We start from the raw sequence: 15,450 nt of genomic DNA, 5'->3' as shown, positions 1-15,450 counted from the left end.
GGCGCCTCGGTGAGAGTCCGGAGCACGGTCCGGTCGCACTGGTTCACCTGTCGCGTGCGGGGTGCGGCGCGGGGTGCCCGGCGGAGTCCGCCGGAGGGTGCCGGCTACCCGCCGATCTGGCGGGTCACCCGTTCCGCCTCCGCACGAGCCGCGTCCCGTTCCACGAGCAGCGCGTCCAGGACATGGGCGGTCCACTCGTCGATCTGGCGTCGCGCACGTTCCGCCTCCGTGCGGGCGGCATCGCGTTCCGCAGTGATGCGTGCCACGAAGCCGCGGAGTTCGTCGACGGCGCGTCCCATTCCAAGCGCCTCCTGCTGGCACCTGGCGGCGTCGGCCCGGGCCGCGTCCCGAGCGATCTCCGTCTGCTGGGCCTGCGCGAGCGCTTCCTTGACCCGCTGCTCGGCCTGGCCCGCGTGCGCGGACACCAGCGCTGCCCGGGTCTCGGCCTCCGCCCGCCCACGTTCCGCCGCGACCCGCATCGCCTCCGCCTGCTCGGCGGCGTCCAGTGCCTGGCGCCGCTCGGCGTCCGCCGACCGGAGCCGGTCGCGCAGCTCGTCGTTCTGCCGGGAGGTGTCCGCCGCCTCCCGGCGTGCCGCGTCGAGGTCCGTCTCGGCCGCCGCGAGCAGCCCCTGAAGCCGGACGGCGTCCGCTCGGGCGCTGTCGAGGGCCCGGCAGAGTTCGCCGATGGCGCCCCCGATCCACCGGGTCTGGTACGGGGCGGCCTGAGGGTCTGCCGTCGGTTCCCGTACGGGGTGCGCGGACGCGGACGACCCCGCCTGGCCGGCGCGTTCGGGCAGACCCGGCCGTGGACGCGGGTGGTCGGAGCCGTGCTGCGCCCATCCCTCTTCCGCAGGCTCGGCATACCCGCCGGTCACCACCTCCCCCGGCGCGGACGCGCGATGGCGCAGCCGGACCTCGCGCGCGGAGGAGATGACGAGACGCGGGATCACCCGTTCCAGCAGGTGTCCGGACTGCACGGTGATCCCGGTGCTGTTTTCGATGTGCAAGGCTTCTCCTGTCCTGGTTCCGTTCGGCACACGAGAAATCGGCCGGCATGATTCCGGCCTGTCGAAGAAGGAGCTCGTACGCATCGCCCCGCATCGGAAAACCACGGCCGTCGGTCAGCGGCACCGGAGGCGGCGTTCGGGGAGAGCCGGTCTTTCCCCGACCGGCTGCCCTCGACCCTAGCCAGCTTCCATTCCGAAGGAAAACACGGAGGATTAAGAAAGGTGTAAGGAAGGGTTATCGTTCCCGCCGCGAGCGCAGCCGGACGCATCGGATATCCGTCCGCCGGGTATGCGGCGCGCGGTCAGGACTCGTAGGTCTGCACCATCGGCGGGTGCCCGTTCCATGTGGCGAAGACCGAGGAGGTGCCGCCGCTTCCGGTGAAGTCCACCCGCAGCCAGCCCGGCGCCCGCCACACCTTCACCGCGTATCCGGAGGCGGGCGTGGCCGAGACGAGGGAGGCCGAGTCGGAGCCGATGGCCAGTGTGACCTGGCCGCCGTGAACCGTGTAGCCGCGGGCTCCCGACCCGTCGCCCGTCGCGGCCGGGACCGTCGTGGCCGTCGCGCCGGGGGACGCCGCAGGGGCCGGCGTCCTGGTGGCCGGCGCGGCCGGGGACACCGGCGCTGACGCCGTGACGGAAACCGCGCCGGACGGACTGCCCTGTGCCTGCGGAGATCGGGTCGGCGAAGCCGCTGGCGTGGGAGAGGTCGTGGAGATGTCGGCCTGGTCCGGAATCAGCACGACCCGCGGAGCACCGAAGAGGGCCACCTGCAGTGCCGTGCTGACACCGAACCAGGACACTGCTGCTGCTGCGATGGTGGCGGTGAGCCATGCCGCCGCGAGGGTCCGAAAGCGCACGGCCCAATATTGCCCGAAGGTCCGGTGGCAGCCCAACAGTGGCGAATCGCGGAACCGGTGGCGTACGGTGGGGGGCATTATGGCAAGTGTGCTCCTGGTCGAGGACGATCCCTTCGTCAAATGGGCCGTTATTCGCGACCTGACGAATGCCTCACACACCGTTCGCAGCGTCGGTACGGCTTTGGAGGCCCTTCGGGAAGTCGCCCGGCACCCACCGGACGTCGTCATACTCGACCTCGGCCTGCCCGACCTCGACGGTGCCGAGGCCCTGAAGATGATGCGGGGAGTGTCCGACGTCCCGGTCATGATCGCCACCGCACGTGACGAGGAGGCGGAGATCGTCCGGCTGCTCCACGAGGGCGCCGACGACTACGTGACCAAACCCTTCTCCGGGGAGTACCTCAACGCCCGGCTCGCCGCCCTGCTGCGCCGGTCGGGTTCCGGCGGCCGATCCGAGGTGCTGGTCGTGGGTGGGCTGCGGGTCGACCTGCGCCGGCGGGAGGCGACCCTCGACGGGGTGCCGCTGGATCTCGCGCGCCGGGAGTTCGACCTGCTCGCCTGTCTTGCGGGACGGCCCGGCGAGGTGGTGACCCGCCGTGAACTGCTGGCCCAGGTCTGGCAGCAGCCCTACGGGGAGGACCAGACCATCGACGTGCATCTGTCGTGGCTGCGCCGGAAGCTCGGCGAACGCGCCGCGGCGCCGCGCTATCTCCACACCGTGCGCGGCGTCGGGGTGAGGCTCGAGGCCCCGATGGGTGAGCCGTCCGGCTCCCGGTCGTGAGAGGGGCACTGGCCCGGTTCGCGATCGCCGTCGCCACCATGGTCGCGCTCGCGTTCCTGATCCCGCTGGCCCTGACGGTCCGTGAGTACGCCCGCGACCGGGCGTTCACCGAGGCCGAACGCCAGGCCACCGCGATCGAACCCGTCCTCGTGGTCACCACGGACCGCGCACTGCTGGCACGGGCGTTGGCGAGCACGCCGGTGGGTGCCGCCGGGCGGATCGCGGTGCACCTGCCTTCCGGTGCGGTGATCGGCCCGGCACACGCGAGCGGCGAGCAGCTCGGCGCGGCGGCCCGGCAGGGGCGTGCCTACACCGCGCAGGTCTCGGGCGGGTACTCCGTGCTCCAGCCCGTCGTGCTCGACAACGGCGGCATCGCCGTGGTCGAGGTCTACCTGCTCGACGGCGATCTCAGGCGCGGGCTGGGTACGGTCTGGCTCGTGCTGGGCGGTGTCGCCGTCGTACTGGTCGCCATCTCCTCCCTGGTGGCCGACCGGCTCGCGGCCCGACTGGTGAGTGCGACGCGCCACTTGGCCGGGGTCGCCCGCACGCTCGGCGGCGGGGATCTCGGCGTGCGGGTGGACGCCCAGGGACCGTACGAACTCCGCGAGGTGGGCCTCGCGTTCAACGCGATGGCCGATCGGATGGGTCAGATGCTCGTTGCCGAAAGGGAGTTCGCCGCAGATCTCTCGCACCGGCTGCGCACACCGCTGACGGCGCTCCGGCTCAACGCGGCCGCGCTCGCAGCCGGTCCGGTCGCGGACCAGACCCGCGGCGCCGTGGCATGGCTCGAGCAGGAGGTGGACCTGGTCATCAGGACCGCACGGGCGGGCGGCAGGCGTGAGGAGACAGCCGAGTGCGACGCGGCCGAGGTGCTCTCGGAGCGCATGGCCTTCTGGTCGGCGCTGGCCGAGGACCAGGGGCGCCGCTGGGAGTTCTCCGGTGCCGACGCCCCCGTGCGGGTTCCGGTGGCACGAACGGAACTGGCCGCCGCCGTCGACGCCGCGCTCGGGAACGTCTTCCGGCACACCGAGGAGGGAACCGCGTTCTCGGTGACGCTGCGCTCGGTCGACGGTCGCGCGACCATCCTGGTCGACGACGCCGGGCCTGGCATGGAAGCCCCCCGGGCCGCCCTGCTGCGCGGCCACGGCAGCGGTAAGCAGGGCTCCACCGGGCTGGGGCTCGACATCCTGCGCCGGACGGCCGAGGGAGCCGGCGGCGGTGTGCGGATCGAGCGGTCGGTGCTCGGCGGAGCCGGGGTGCGGGTCTGGCTCCCGTCCGGGCCGGCCCCCGGGCCGGAGTCCGGGGGCCGGCCCGGCGACAGTCGTGCCGCGCACCGCCGTGTCGCACGCCGTCCCGAACGGACGCCGGCGCGGTGGTGGCGCCGGTTGGCGCGCCGCTGAGCCGTGCGACCGGCCGGTCGGGCCGGCCCGCCGCTCCCTGACGACGGGGAATCAGCGGACGGGCACCGCGAAGACGCTGCAGGAGGCCGACCGCCTGGCGGGACCGGGGGTCAGGTCCGGCGGTGGCTGCGGCGACGCCGGGTCAGCACCAGAGCAGCCGCTCCCACGCCCAGCACCGCGACCCCGCCGCCGGCCAGCGGCAGAACATCCGATGCGCCGGTGAAGGCCAGGTGCTGGTCCGGTGAGGAGTCGGCCGCATCGCTCCCGCCATCACTGCCGGCCGGCCCCGAGCCGCTATGCGAGGCGGAGGCCGTCGCCGACACCGCCGTACCGATCATGTCCATGCCGCCATGGCTCGCCCCGGAACCGGTTGCCGCGTGCGTCGCGGCACCGCTCGGTACGGCGCCCGGCGTGCCCGAGCCTCCCGAGCCGGTGGGGCCGCCGGACGCGCCCGGACCGGTGGAACCGCCGGATGCGCCCGGACCGTTCGAGCCGCCGGAGCCCGTGGCCGGGCCGGCCCCGCCGAAGACGACGTCGGAGCAGGAGTAGAAGGCCTCCGGGCTGTCCGAGCGCTGCCAGATCGCGTAGATCAGGTGACGGCCGGCCTTCTTCGGCAGACGGGCCGTCATCTCGTACGACCCGTTCACCAGGGCCGGGTCGGTTGCGGTGTAGAAGGGCGACGCCTCCAGGTCCGACCACTTCAACGGCTTGGCCGGGTCGTACCCGTCCTTGGTGACGAAGAGCTGGAAGGTGCCGCGGTGCGGCGCCGTCCCCCGGTACTTGAACGTGTAGCTGCCCCCGCCTGCCGGGAGCGAGGTCGCCGGCCAGTCCGAGCGGGGCAGATCGAGACCCTTGTACTCGTCGTTGCCCGCACTGCAGAGCCTGCCGTCCGGGATGAGCTCGTGATGGCGTCCGGCGGCGTCCCCGATCCTGACACCCATCCAGTCGTAGAATCCCTGGGTTCCGGACGCCGCGACGGCCGCCTGGCACGCAGCGGTGCTGGGATGCTCGGGGCCCTCCTGGTAGCAGGCGTAGACCCGGCTGACCGGAGTCTGCATGGACCCGTGGGCGTAGGCCGGGCCGGCGGCCGCGCCCACGAACAGCAGGGGCAGGGTGCCGCAGACGGCGATCACGGCTTTGTTGCGTCGTGAATTGATGACAGTTCTCCTTTGCGACCCGAACTCACGAACCCGGAACCAGTCGTCGCGCGATGCGGCGCCGGCGCCGGAACGGATGTCCGGCGGTGGCGTCCAGCGCGGGTTTCCAGTGCGGCCCGGACAACGGGCTCGATGCCTCCGAGGGCTTCCTGCGCGTTGTGCGACGGGATCCCCCACTCCGACGCTCTTCATGCTAGCCATCGGCGGGGGTCGAAAATGCCCTCCGAGCTGGAAAGTCGGGCTCTTTGGCAGTTCTTAAAAGTGGCTTCATCCCTGGTTACGGAGCGCCGCTGAGAGCGCCTTCGCGGTCCTCCGCCACACCACCGGTCGCCACGCTCGACGAGAGGTCCCCCGAGGCCGTCCGGCACGGTCGGCCCTTCGTCGTCCGCCCTCGTCCGGGAGCGGGCCGCGCGGGCGCGACATCCTGGACGAGGATGTCGCGCCCGGCTCTTCCCCCTCCGCCACGGAACCTCAACCGCCGGGACCGCTCCGGCTCAGCCCGCTCATCGGGACCTGGCCCGGCACGACCTGCTCGCGGTCGTCGCGCGAGGCCCGGTGAACGGGGTCCGGAAGGTGTGCGGGGCGCTGCGGCTCGGTCATCAGGCCGTTTCCGTCCAGGTGACCGGCAGCTCGTGGACGCCGTAGATGTTCATGTCGGTCCTGAGCTTCACCTCGTCGGCCGGGATGGCGAGCTTGAGGGTCGGGAAGCGACGCAGCAGTCCGTCGAAACCGGCGCGCATCTCGATGCGGGCCAGTTGCTGACCGAGGCACTGGTGGATGCCGTGGCCGAGGGACAGGTGACCGCGGGCCTCGCGGTGGATGTCCAGGGTGTCGGGGTTGTCGAAGCGCCGGGGGTCGCGGTTGGCGGCCAGCATCGAGACGACGACGGTCGATCCCTCGCGGATCGTCTCACCGCCGAGTTCGATGTCCTCCGTGGCGTAGCGGTAGAGGACGTCGACGACGGACAGGTAGCGCATGAGTTCCTCGACGGCACCGGGCAGCAGATCCGGGTTGGAGCGCAGTTCGGCCAGCTGCTCGGGGTGCTCCAGGAGCGCGAAGGTGCCCAGTGCCAGCATGTTGGCAGTGGTTTCGTGGCCCGCGAGCAGCAGCAGGAAGGCCATGCCGGTCAGCTCCTCGATGCCGAGGTCGTCATCGCGGGCCAGGTCGGACAGGATGTCATCACCGGGGGCGGCGCGCTTGCTCGTGACCAGTTCGGCGAGGTACGTCATCATCGCGCCGTACGCGGCCATCTTCTCGTCGACCGGCTGGTCCTTGACCATGAACTTGGCGGTGTTGGCCTGGAAGTTCTCCCGGTCCGCGTAGGGCACGCCGAGCAGTTCGCAGATCACCAGCGAGGGCACCGGCAGCGCGAACTCCTTGACCAGGTCGACCGGCGGGGTGAGGCGCGCCAGTTCGTCCAGTTGCCGCTCGGCGATGCCGATGATGTGCTCTTCGAGCTGCTTCATCCGCTTGACGGTGAAGGCGCCGGTGAGCTTGCGCCGCAACCGGGTGTGGTCCGGCGGGTCCATGCTGATGAACAGTCCCGGTACCTGCGGGGACGGTTCGGTGATGTCGGCCATGCCGGGCACCTCGAACGGCACGTGGATGACGCCGATGTCCTGGCGGGAGCTGAACCGGGTGTCGGCCATGAGCTGGCGGACCGCGTCGTAGCCGGTGACGAGCCAGCCCTCGTGGCCGTCGGGGAAGACCATGGGACTGACGGGGCGGGCTTCGCGCAGTCGGGTGATCCGGCGGGGCGGGTCGAAGGGGCCCGCATCGCGCTCCATGGGGAGGCCGTGCGGGACGGGAGCCGTCTGACTCATCGGATTTCCTTTCGCGGCGGTTGTTACGGCCACGTTCGCCGACGGGCCTGACACAGGGCTGACACGGCTCTGACACCGACCATGCCGCAGACACCGCCCGGCGTTTCACGGGTGACCGCTCATGAAACAGCCCGGCACGCACCGGGCGTCCTGCGCCGATCGCGTCCAGCGCCTCACCGGGGACGAGGGCAGATAGCTCCACCCGGACGGGCAGCCGGGCCCGGGAGCGTGGCGCGCAGCCGCAGCGTGGCCGGGTCGCACACGCTCCCCGCTCAATCGATCACTTGTGATCGGCGGCCGGGCCGGCCGTGAGTGCGGCGTCGGCGGCGTCGAGGATCTTGCCGAAGGTGTGGGCGATGACGGGTTTGGCGAGTACGCGGGTGACGGCCGGGCCGAAGGGGAGGCAGACCTGGAAGATGGTCGTCCAGATGACTTCGGTGCCCCCGGCGACCTCGGTGAAGGTCATGCGGCCGAGCTCATGCCGGGACGGCGGGAAGCTGCGTTCGACGGTGTAGTCGAAGTCGTACGGCGGGTTGTAGCTGGTGACCCGCTCGCGGAACCAGCCGATCGCCCAGGTGTGCAGCCGGACCGCGCCCACTCCGTACGGCGCGCCCGCACCCGGTCGGGCCAGTCGCGCCCTGAGGATGAGCGGGGAGCGGGTGTAGTTGGTGGTCGTGGCGCACCAGTCGAACACGTCCGCGATCGGCGCCGCGATGACGCGTCGAACGGTCAAGGTCTCCATCTTCGCTCCTCCTCCTGGCCGGTGGTGACGCGGAACGACGGCCGCGCCCGGCAGGTAGACGGCACACCGCCCGGGAATGTGACGACGTCGGCGGTGATGCGCGTCACGCTGCGGTGGACTCGGCTGCCGCGCGAGCGGACACCGCTCTTCAGGTGCCGTCGGGGTGGGTCGGCTCGGAACCGCGCGAACCGGTGGGCGTCTCAGGCCGAGGCGATGGACAAGAACGCCGACGTGGTCGCGGTCGGCGACCTGAACGACTACCAGTTCAGCGCGGCTCTACGTGCGTTGACAACCGGCACCGCCGACGGCAGCGGCGAGCGGATCCTCACCGACCTGATCACCACCCTGCCGGCGGACCAGCAGTACACCTACGTCTACGACGGCATCTCCCAGGTGCTCGACCACATCCTGGTCTCCCCCGCCGTCCGCAAGTACGACTACCAGGTCGTGCACGTGAACTCCGAGTACGCCGACCAGGCGAGCGACCACGACCCGCAGGTCGTGCGGTTCCGCCCGTGACACCCGTGCGACGATCCGCAAGGACGAATTCCACTGTGAACCAACAGGTTTAGCCGAGAACGGCCCCGGCCGCCGGCGGAGGGCATCCGCACCTCCGCGGGTGGCCGCTGATCCAGCCCCGTGCCTGCATCCGAGCGGGCTGCGGGGGCCCGTCGGAAGGTCCCCCGCAGCAATCCTCGGAAAGGACGCCGTTCCTGGACGAGGACCATCGTCGAGTACCGCCCTCGCCGGTCCCACGGCGGTGACTTGGCATTCGTCTGGTCTTTCGTCACCGCGATGCTCTACGGTCGTGGGTTGACCGACGGCGCGGTAACCATGGGCCGCCGGCCGTGTCTGACGACTGTCGGCGGGGGATGCACATGCCTGGGCAGTTCGGGGAAGCGCTCCGGCGCTACCGGTTGCGGGCCGGTCTCACACAGGAGGAGCTTGCGGAGCGGTCCGGCATGTCCGTGCACGCGATCAGCGTGCTGGAGGCCGGCCGGCGGAGCCCGCGGCTGTCCTCCGTGTCCAGACTCGCCGCGGGTCTCGGCCTGGAACCGGCCGACCAGGAGCAGCTGATCGCGGCGGCCCGCGGGCCGGATGCCCCCGCCGCCCCGGCCGCCGACACCCGCAGACCGGCAGGCCGACCGCAGCACCGCGCCGCACCCTGCCAACTGCCGTACGACACCCGGCTGTTCACCGGTCGCACGCGCGAGCTGGAGCAGCTGCTCCGGGTGGCCGAAGGAGCACCCGCCGGCAGCAACGCGGAAATGGTGGTGGTCTCCGCGATCGACGGGATGGGAGGCGTCGGAAAGTCCGCGTTGGCCGTCCACACCGCCCACCGGGTTCGCGCCCACTTCCCCGACGGCCAGCTGTTCATCGACCTGCACGGCCACACCCCCGGCACCGCACCGCTCACCGCCGAGGACGCCCTGGGCCTGCTGCTGCGCTCCCTCGGCGTGCCTCCGCGGGAGATCCCCCGGGACCCGGGCGAGCGCGCCGCGTTCTACCGTGACCGACTCGCCGGGACGCGCACCCTGGTCCTCCTGGACAACGCCGCCAACGCCGCCCAGGTCCGTCCCCTGCTGCCCGGCATGCCCGGCTGCCTGGTCCTGATCACCAGCCGCACGCACCTGGCCGGCCTCGACGACGCACACCTCCTCGCGCTCGACGTCCTGCCCGGCCCCGAGGCCATCGCCCTGCTGCACGAGGCCGCCGGCCCCGGCCGCATCCCCGCCGACCACCCGGCGACCGCCGACCTGGTCGACCTCTGCGCCCGCCTCCCCCTGGCCATCCGCATCACCGGCGCCCGGCTGCGCCACCACCGCGCGCTGCGCGTGGGGGACCTGGTCGAGCAACTACGGGACGAACACCGCCGCCTGGACCACCTCCAGGACGAGGACCGCAATCTGACGGCCGTCTTCGACTCCTCCTACGCCGCCCTGTCCGACGCCGAACAGCAGCTCTTCCTCCACCTGGGCCAGATCCCCGGACCGGACTTCGACCCCTTCGCCGCCGCCAACCTGGCCGGCACCGACCACCGCACCGCCGAACGCCTCCTGGAGTCGCTGCTGGACCACAACCTGCTCATCCAGCACACGCCGGGTCGCTACCGCTTCCACGACCTCGTCGGCCTCTACGCGCGCACCCGGCGCGACCGGCTCGGGAGGAAGGAATCCGAGGCGGCCCTGGAACGGCTGCTGGACTACTACCAGCACACCGCCCGAAGAGCCGACCACCATCTCGCCCGCCGCACCAGACCCGGATCGCCCGCACTCCCCACAGCGCCCGTCACCGCACCGCAACTGGCCGACCGGGACGCCGCCCTGACCTGGATGCGCGCCGACCGCGACAATCTGACCGCCGCCGTCACCCATGCCACCGCCAACGCCCGGCACTCACACGCCGTCGCGCTCACCGCCGCCCTGGCCACCGTCCTGCTCCTGGACGGCCCCTGGACGCAGGCCGCCGGGCTGCACCAGTCCGCGGCGGCCGCCGCACACGCCCTGGGAGACCAGGGCGGCGAGGCGGCGGCCCTCTGCGACCTGGGCCGCACCTACCACGCGACCGGGGACTACCACGCCTCGGCCGAACTGTACGAGCGGGCGCTGGCCATCTACCAGGAGATCGGCGACCGCCGCGGCGAGGCGGCCGGCCTGCACGAGCTCGGCCGCATCCGAGTCCTGACCGGGGACTACGACGCGGCGGCCGAACTGCACGAGCTGGCCCTGGCGATCTTCCAGGACCTCGGCGACCGCCTCGCCGAAGCACGAACGCTGTGCGATCTGGGCCGCGCGCGCCATTCGACGGGCGACTCCCCGGCAGCCATCTCGCTGATGGAGCGGGTCCTGGCGCTGTACCGGTCGTGCGGTGACCGTCGGGGCGAGGCAGGCGCCCTCCATGACCTGGGCTACGTGCTGCACGAGACCGGTGACTACCCGGCCGCCGCGAAGCTGCACCAACGAGCCCTGACGATCTACCGCAGCATCGGCAGCCGCCAGGGCGAGGCCATCATCCTCTGGAACCTCGGCCGCGCGCGGCACGCGACCGGGGACTTCCCGGCCGCCGCCGAACTGCACGAGCAAGCCCTGACCATCTACCGCAGCATCGGCAGCCGCCAGGGCGAAGCCGACGCACTCCAGGGCCTGGGCCGCGTACGGCACGCGACCGGGGACTTCCCGGCCGCCGCCGATCTCTACCAGCTGGCCCTGGCGATCTACCAGAGCATCGGCAGCCGCCCCGGCCAGGCCGAACTGCTCACCAACCTGGGCGCGTTGGTCGCGGACACCACCGGTCCGCGCGAAGCCCTGCCGCTCTACCAGGAGGCCATGCGGCTCGCCCGCCAGATCCACAGCCCCCTCGACGAGGCCAGGGCCCTGGAAGGCACCGCCCACTGCTCCGCGCACCTCGGCGACCGCGACACCGCACTCACCGACCTCCGGCAGGCCGTCGCCATCTACCGACGCATCGGCGCCCCCGAAGCCCCGGCCGCCGCCGACCGCCTCACCGCCTGGGAGACCACCGATCTCCGCACCGACCCACCCCGAGCGCTCACGGCGCCCCTCGCTCCGCCGACCGCCACGCACCCGCGGTCGAAGCAGCGTGCACGGCACCGCCCCGGCTGAGCCCGCACTCCACCGCGGTGGCCGGTCGGTGCACCAGAAGGTCGATCACACCAGTCAGGTCCTCCTCGCCGCTGCCCTCGGCCAGTCGGCGGCGCATCGCACTGCGGTACCCCCGTATCCGCAGTGCGATGGCCGCACGTGCTGTGGCGCTGCCACCCCACGGCCGAAGCCATGTGCTGGGCTGGTGTCAGCCCGGTGGAAGGATCATCTTCGGCGCACCTGTCACAGAGCTAACATGCCGCAGAGATCAAGCAGGGGGTTCGCAGTGCAGTTCAGTGTGCTCGGTCAGCTGAGCGTCCGTGACGACTCCGCAGAGATCACCGTGAGCGGCGTGAAGCTCCGCTCGTTGCTGGCGGTGCTGCTCCTGCAGGCGAACCAGCCCATCCCGACGGACCGGTTGCAAGACGCGTTGTGGAACGACAACCCACCGGCCTCGGGGGCCGCCGCTGTGCACAACCTGGTGGCACGGCTTCGGCGCGTGCTGGCCGACGGCACAGGCGAACGGATCTCGATGACGCCGCTGGGCTACCTGCTGAAAGTCGCCGACGGCGAGCTGGACTGCCAGCTCTTCGAACGCCATGTCGGCCAGGCCCGGACCGCGATCCTGAGCGAAGACTGGGACGCCGTCCGCCACGAGACAGCCGCGGCACTTGACCTGTGGCGAGGAGAACCGCTGGCCGAACTGGCCGACCTCCACGAAGCGCGGGCCCTGCGTGAACAGTGGACTGAAACCCGACTGCAGACGCTGGAATGGCACTTCGACGCCCAGCTGAACCTTGGCGAGCATCAGGGAATCAGCACCGATCTCGCGGCCCTGGCCGCGGAACATCCCTACCGGGAGGCATTCCACCGACAGCTGATGGTCGCACTCCACCGCACCGACCGCACCGCTCAAGCCCTGGAGGTCTACCGCGCCCTGCGCCGCGCTCTCGCCGACGAACTCGGCATCGATCCGAGCCGGGCCACTCAGGACGCCCACCAGGAGATCCTGGCCCCCGGCAGCGGGGCAGCGCCATCATCACGGCCCACGCGGAAGGCGTCATCCCGAACAGCCCCTGTGGTGAGCGCCTCCCTGCCTCGGGACATCCGGTCATTCACCGGACGCCGCGAAGAACTCGACCTCGTACTGGCAACATGTCGTAGCGGCGCCGCAGCGGGTGAGGTGGTGGGGATCCACGCCGTTGACGGCATGCCGGGTGTCGGCAAGAGCGCCTTCGCCATCCATTGCGCCCACCGTCTGGCCGCCGACTTCCCCGACGGCCAGATCTTCATGCCCCTGCACGCTCATACCCCGGGCACGCTCGCCATCGAGCCGACCGACGCCCTGGCCACCCTGCTGCTGGCCATCGGGGTGGCACCGCAGCAGATCCCCTCCGACCCGTCGGCGCGGGCCGGGCTGTGGCGCAGTCAGGTCGCCAGTAAGAGGATGCTGGTGTTGTTCGACGACGCCTGCAGCAGCGAACAGGTCAAGCCGCTGCTCCCTGGCGCACCCGGAACCCTGGTGATGATCACGAGCCGTCGCAGGCTGGTGGGTCTTGAGGACGCCGTACCCATCACGCTGAACGTTCTGCCTCCGCAGGAGGCGGCTCGACTCTTCACGGCCAAGGCCGGTCGAGCGGGTCTGCAGCCGGATGATCCAGCGGTCGCCGAGATCGTACGCCTGTGCGGGTACCTGCCACTGGCCATCCAGCTCACGGCGGGTCGCCTGCGGCACCATCCGTCGTGGGAGGTCGCAGATCTGATCCCGGACCTGACCGCGGCCACCGGCCGCCTGGATGCACTCAGCGCTGAAACGACCTCGGTTGCCGCCGCCTTCGACCTCTCCTACCGGAATCTCCCGCCCGATCTGCAGCGGCTGTTCCGGCGGCTGGGCCTGAACCCTGGTGACGACCTCGACGCACACGCCGCCGCCGCGCTGGACGGCACCGATCTTCACACTGCCCGGCGGCGGCTTGAGATGCTGGAGGACCGCCACCTGATCGACGAACCCGTGCGCGGCCGCTACCGGATGCACGACCTGATCCGCGAGCACGCCCGTACGCTGGCCGACGCCGACGAGCCGAAAACCCGTGAGACTGCTGCCGAGCGGCTGCTGGACCATTACCTGGCAGCCGCCAACACGGCCAACCGCCAGCTCGCCCGCTACACCCCCGCAGCAACTCAGCCGCTGGTCAACGGGCCCGACCTGTCCACCCCGGCGCTCGCGATCACGTGGCTGCGGGCCGAACGCGCCAACCTGCACGCCGCCGTGGAGTTCGCCGCAGCTCACGGGCGACCGCAGCACGCGGTCCGGCTACCCGCCGCCATGCACGAGTTCCTCCGCAGCCAAGGCCACTGGCAGCAGGCCCATGGCCTGCACCAGATCGCCCTGGACACCGCGCTGCGCACCGGCGACCGGCTCGGCCAGGCCGACTCACTCACCAACCGGGGCGTGATGTGGGTGCTCGCTGGGCAGGCGGAGCCATCGTCGCGGGACCTGCTCCAGGCCGTGGAGCTGTACCGCGAGCTGGGAGAGCGCCGGGGCGAGGCGAACGCGCTGAGCAGCCTCGCTCACACCCGGTTCCTCGCCGGACGCTACACCGAGGCGGCCGAGCTGCTCCACGACGCGCTGGTGTTCTACCGAGAGCTGGGCGACCGCCTCGGCGAGTCGCACACCCTGATCAGCCTCGGCCATGGCCTCCAGCTCTCCGGGCAGCACCCCGAGGCCGTCGAGCACCTCCAGTCGGCCCTGGAGCTGTGCCGTGCCCTCGGCAACCGGCTCGGCCAAGCGAACGCCCTCTTCAGTCTGGGCATCATCAGGGAAGTGACCGGCCCGTACGTGGACGCCGTCGCCCACTGCCGTGAAGCGATGGAGCTCTACGGGAGCCTGGACAACAACTTCGGCCGCGGAAACGTGCTCAGTGTGCTCGGCAACGTCGAGCGCCTGCTGGGCAACTACGAATCAGCGGAGGCAATTCACCGTGAGGCGCTGGAGCTCAACCGTACTCTCGGCTCCCGGCTGGGTGAGGCCAACGCACTGACTGGCCTGGGCCTGGTCCAACAGGCCACCGGTCGGTACTCGGAGGCTGCCGCCACCATCCGCGCTGCGCGCGAGCTACAGCACTCGATCGGCAATCGGCGCGGGACGACCAACGCCCTCGCCTACCTGGGCGGTATCGAACATGCCACCGGCCGCCACGCCGCGGCCGTCGCTACCCTCAGCGAGGCCATATCCGCCTACCGCGAACTGGGCTTCCGCCCCGGCGAAGCCCGCGCACTCGCACAACTGGGCGACGCCCAGCGTGCACTGGGCCGGTATGACGACGCGGCGGAGAGCCTGCGGCTGTGCGCAGAACTCTGCCGTGAGATACCCGACCTCGGTAGCGAGGCGCAGGCCCGCAATGTCCTCGGCCACCTCCTCACCGAAACCGGCAACCCCGAGGAAGCCCGCGCCCAACACGCGAAGGCCCTCGAACTCGCCAGGACCGTCGGCTCCCCCCTCCAGGAAGCTCACGCCCTAGCCGGCATCGGAGAGCCGGAGGAGGCACTCGCCATCCTCCACCGGCTCGGCAGCCAAGCTCAACAACCCAAGGGCCCGTCGATGAACCAGTGTCCTGAGTCTTAGTGGTCGAGCTTGGAAGTCCTTCGGGGGTTGACTGGAGCCGTTGCCGGGTGTGCCGTCCGATCAGATATCAAGGGCGACGGGTATGTGGGGCGCGAAGCCATGTCGCCAGTCGCACTTCGCGGCAACGGCCTTCTTCGGTCGGCGCGGCACGGTCTTCGCCCGATCGAAGTGCCCGTACGCCGTGAGCGAGGTACACCGAACAGGTCGGTGATCTTCCGTCGGCCGCGGTAGAGCTGCTGCGAACCGCCGCCTGGTCTGGTTCGAGTCTGGGCCAGCGCCCTCCGAGGCGGCCCCGGGCACGGGCAGCGGCGCGTCCGCCGCTCGCGGCGAGCGCGATCGGCTCACGCTGGAGCTCGGCAGGCACGGACAGCATTGCGAGCACGGTCGCGACCCATGCCGGTTTGTCAGGCGGGCGATCGCGGGGTTTAATAAATGAACAAGCATTTATTAATGAGG

10 protein-coding genes are annotated in these 15,450 nt (G+C 71.3%); 5 read left to right on the top strand and 5 right to left on the bottom strand.

The features are described 5' to 3' along the window. Positions 1-104 precede the first annotated feature (104 nt). Both ACZ5ON_RS25915 and ACZ5ON_RS25910 read right to left on the bottom strand, forming a co-directional pair. Positions 105-1,007: a hypothetical protein gene (locus ACZ5ON_RS25915; RefSeq protein WP_465597308.1), complete on the bottom strand. Its 903-nt coding sequence runs from the start codon at positions 1,005-1,007 to the stop codon at positions 105-107. Positions 1,008-1,309: 302 nt separating this feature from the next. Beyond that, positions 1,310-1,942: a hypothetical protein gene (locus ACZ5ON_RS25910; RefSeq protein WP_465597305.1), complete on the bottom strand. Its 633-nt coding sequence runs from the start codon at positions 1,940-1,942 to the stop codon at positions 1,310-1,312. A gap of 1 nt (position 1,943) precedes the next feature. Between ACZ5ON_RS25910 and ACZ5ON_RS25905 the strand changes: the two genes are divergently transcribed. Both ACZ5ON_RS25905 and ACZ5ON_RS25900 read left to right on the top strand, forming a co-directional pair. Beyond that, positions 1,944-2,645 (top strand): response regulator transcription factor, encoded by a 702-nt coding sequence (locus tag ACZ5ON_RS25905; protein ID WP_465597302.1) that lies wholly within the window; start codon positions 1,944-1,946, stop codon positions 2,643-2,645. After that, the gene (locus tag ACZ5ON_RS25900) at positions 2,642-4,045 is read left to right on the top strand and encodes a sensor histidine kinase (RefSeq protein WP_465597298.1); all 1,404 of its coding nucleotides are present in this window, start codon (positions 2,642-2,644) and stop codon (positions 4,043-4,045) included. The genes ACZ5ON_RS25905 and ACZ5ON_RS25900 overlap by 4 nt, the downstream gene beginning before the upstream one ends. 110 nt (positions 4,046-4,155) lie before the next feature. On the opposite strand, the gene ACZ5ON_RS25895 is transcribed toward ACZ5ON_RS25900, so the two are convergent. From ACZ5ON_RS25895 to ACZ5ON_RS25885, 3 genes are all read right to left on the bottom strand, one after another. Beyond that, positions 4,156-5,178 (bottom strand): lytic polysaccharide monooxygenase auxiliary activity family 9 protein, encoded by a 1,023-nt coding sequence (locus tag ACZ5ON_RS25895; protein WP_465597295.1) that lies wholly within the window; start codon positions 5,176-5,178, stop codon positions 4,156-4,158. 623 nt (positions 5,179-5,801) lie between these two features. Continuing rightward, positions 5,802-7,025 carry a cytochrome P450 gene (locus ACZ5ON_RS25890; RefSeq protein ID WP_465597292.1) on the bottom strand — a complete coding sequence of 408 codons (1,224 nt, stop codon included), beginning with the start codon at positions 7,023-7,025 and terminating at the stop codon, positions 5,802-5,804. Between the two features lie 280 nt (positions 7,026-7,305). After that, the gene (locus tag ACZ5ON_RS25885; protein WP_465597289.1) at positions 7,306-7,767 is read right to left on the bottom strand and encodes an SRPBCC family protein; all 462 of its coding nucleotides are present in this window, start codon (positions 7,765-7,767) and stop codon (positions 7,306-7,308) included. A gap of 96 nt (positions 7,768-7,863) precedes the next feature. On the opposite strand from ACZ5ON_RS25885, the gene ACZ5ON_RS25880 reads away from it, so the two are divergent. The 3 genes from ACZ5ON_RS25880 (at position 7,864) to ACZ5ON_RS25870 (ending at position 14,994) form a co-directional block, all read left to right on the top strand. Beyond that, positions 7,864-8,286, top strand: coding sequence for an endonuclease/exonuclease/phosphatase family protein (locus ACZ5ON_RS25880; RefSeq protein ID WP_465597286.1), 423 nt, complete (start codon positions 7,864-7,866; stop codon positions 8,284-8,286). Positions 8,287-8,639: 353 nt separating this feature from the next. Further along, entirely contained in the window at positions 8,640-11,390 is a 2,751-nt protein-coding gene (locus ACZ5ON_RS25875) for an ATP-binding protein (RefSeq protein WP_465597283.1), read from the top strand. Positions 11,391-11,655: 265 nt separating this feature from the next. Further along, the gene (locus ACZ5ON_RS25870; protein ID WP_465597280.1) at positions 11,656-14,994 is read left to right on the top strand and encodes an AfsR/SARP family transcriptional regulator; all 3,339 of its coding nucleotides are present in this window, start codon (positions 11,656-11,658) and stop codon (positions 14,992-14,994) included. The last annotated feature ends 456 nt before the right edge of the window (positions 14,995-15,450 follow it).

This window comes from Kitasatospora sp. NPDC032150 (assembly GCF_055579945.1).
The sequence above is the reverse complement of the archived record's forward strand: the minus strand, read 5'-3'. Positions and strand labels throughout refer to the sequence as shown.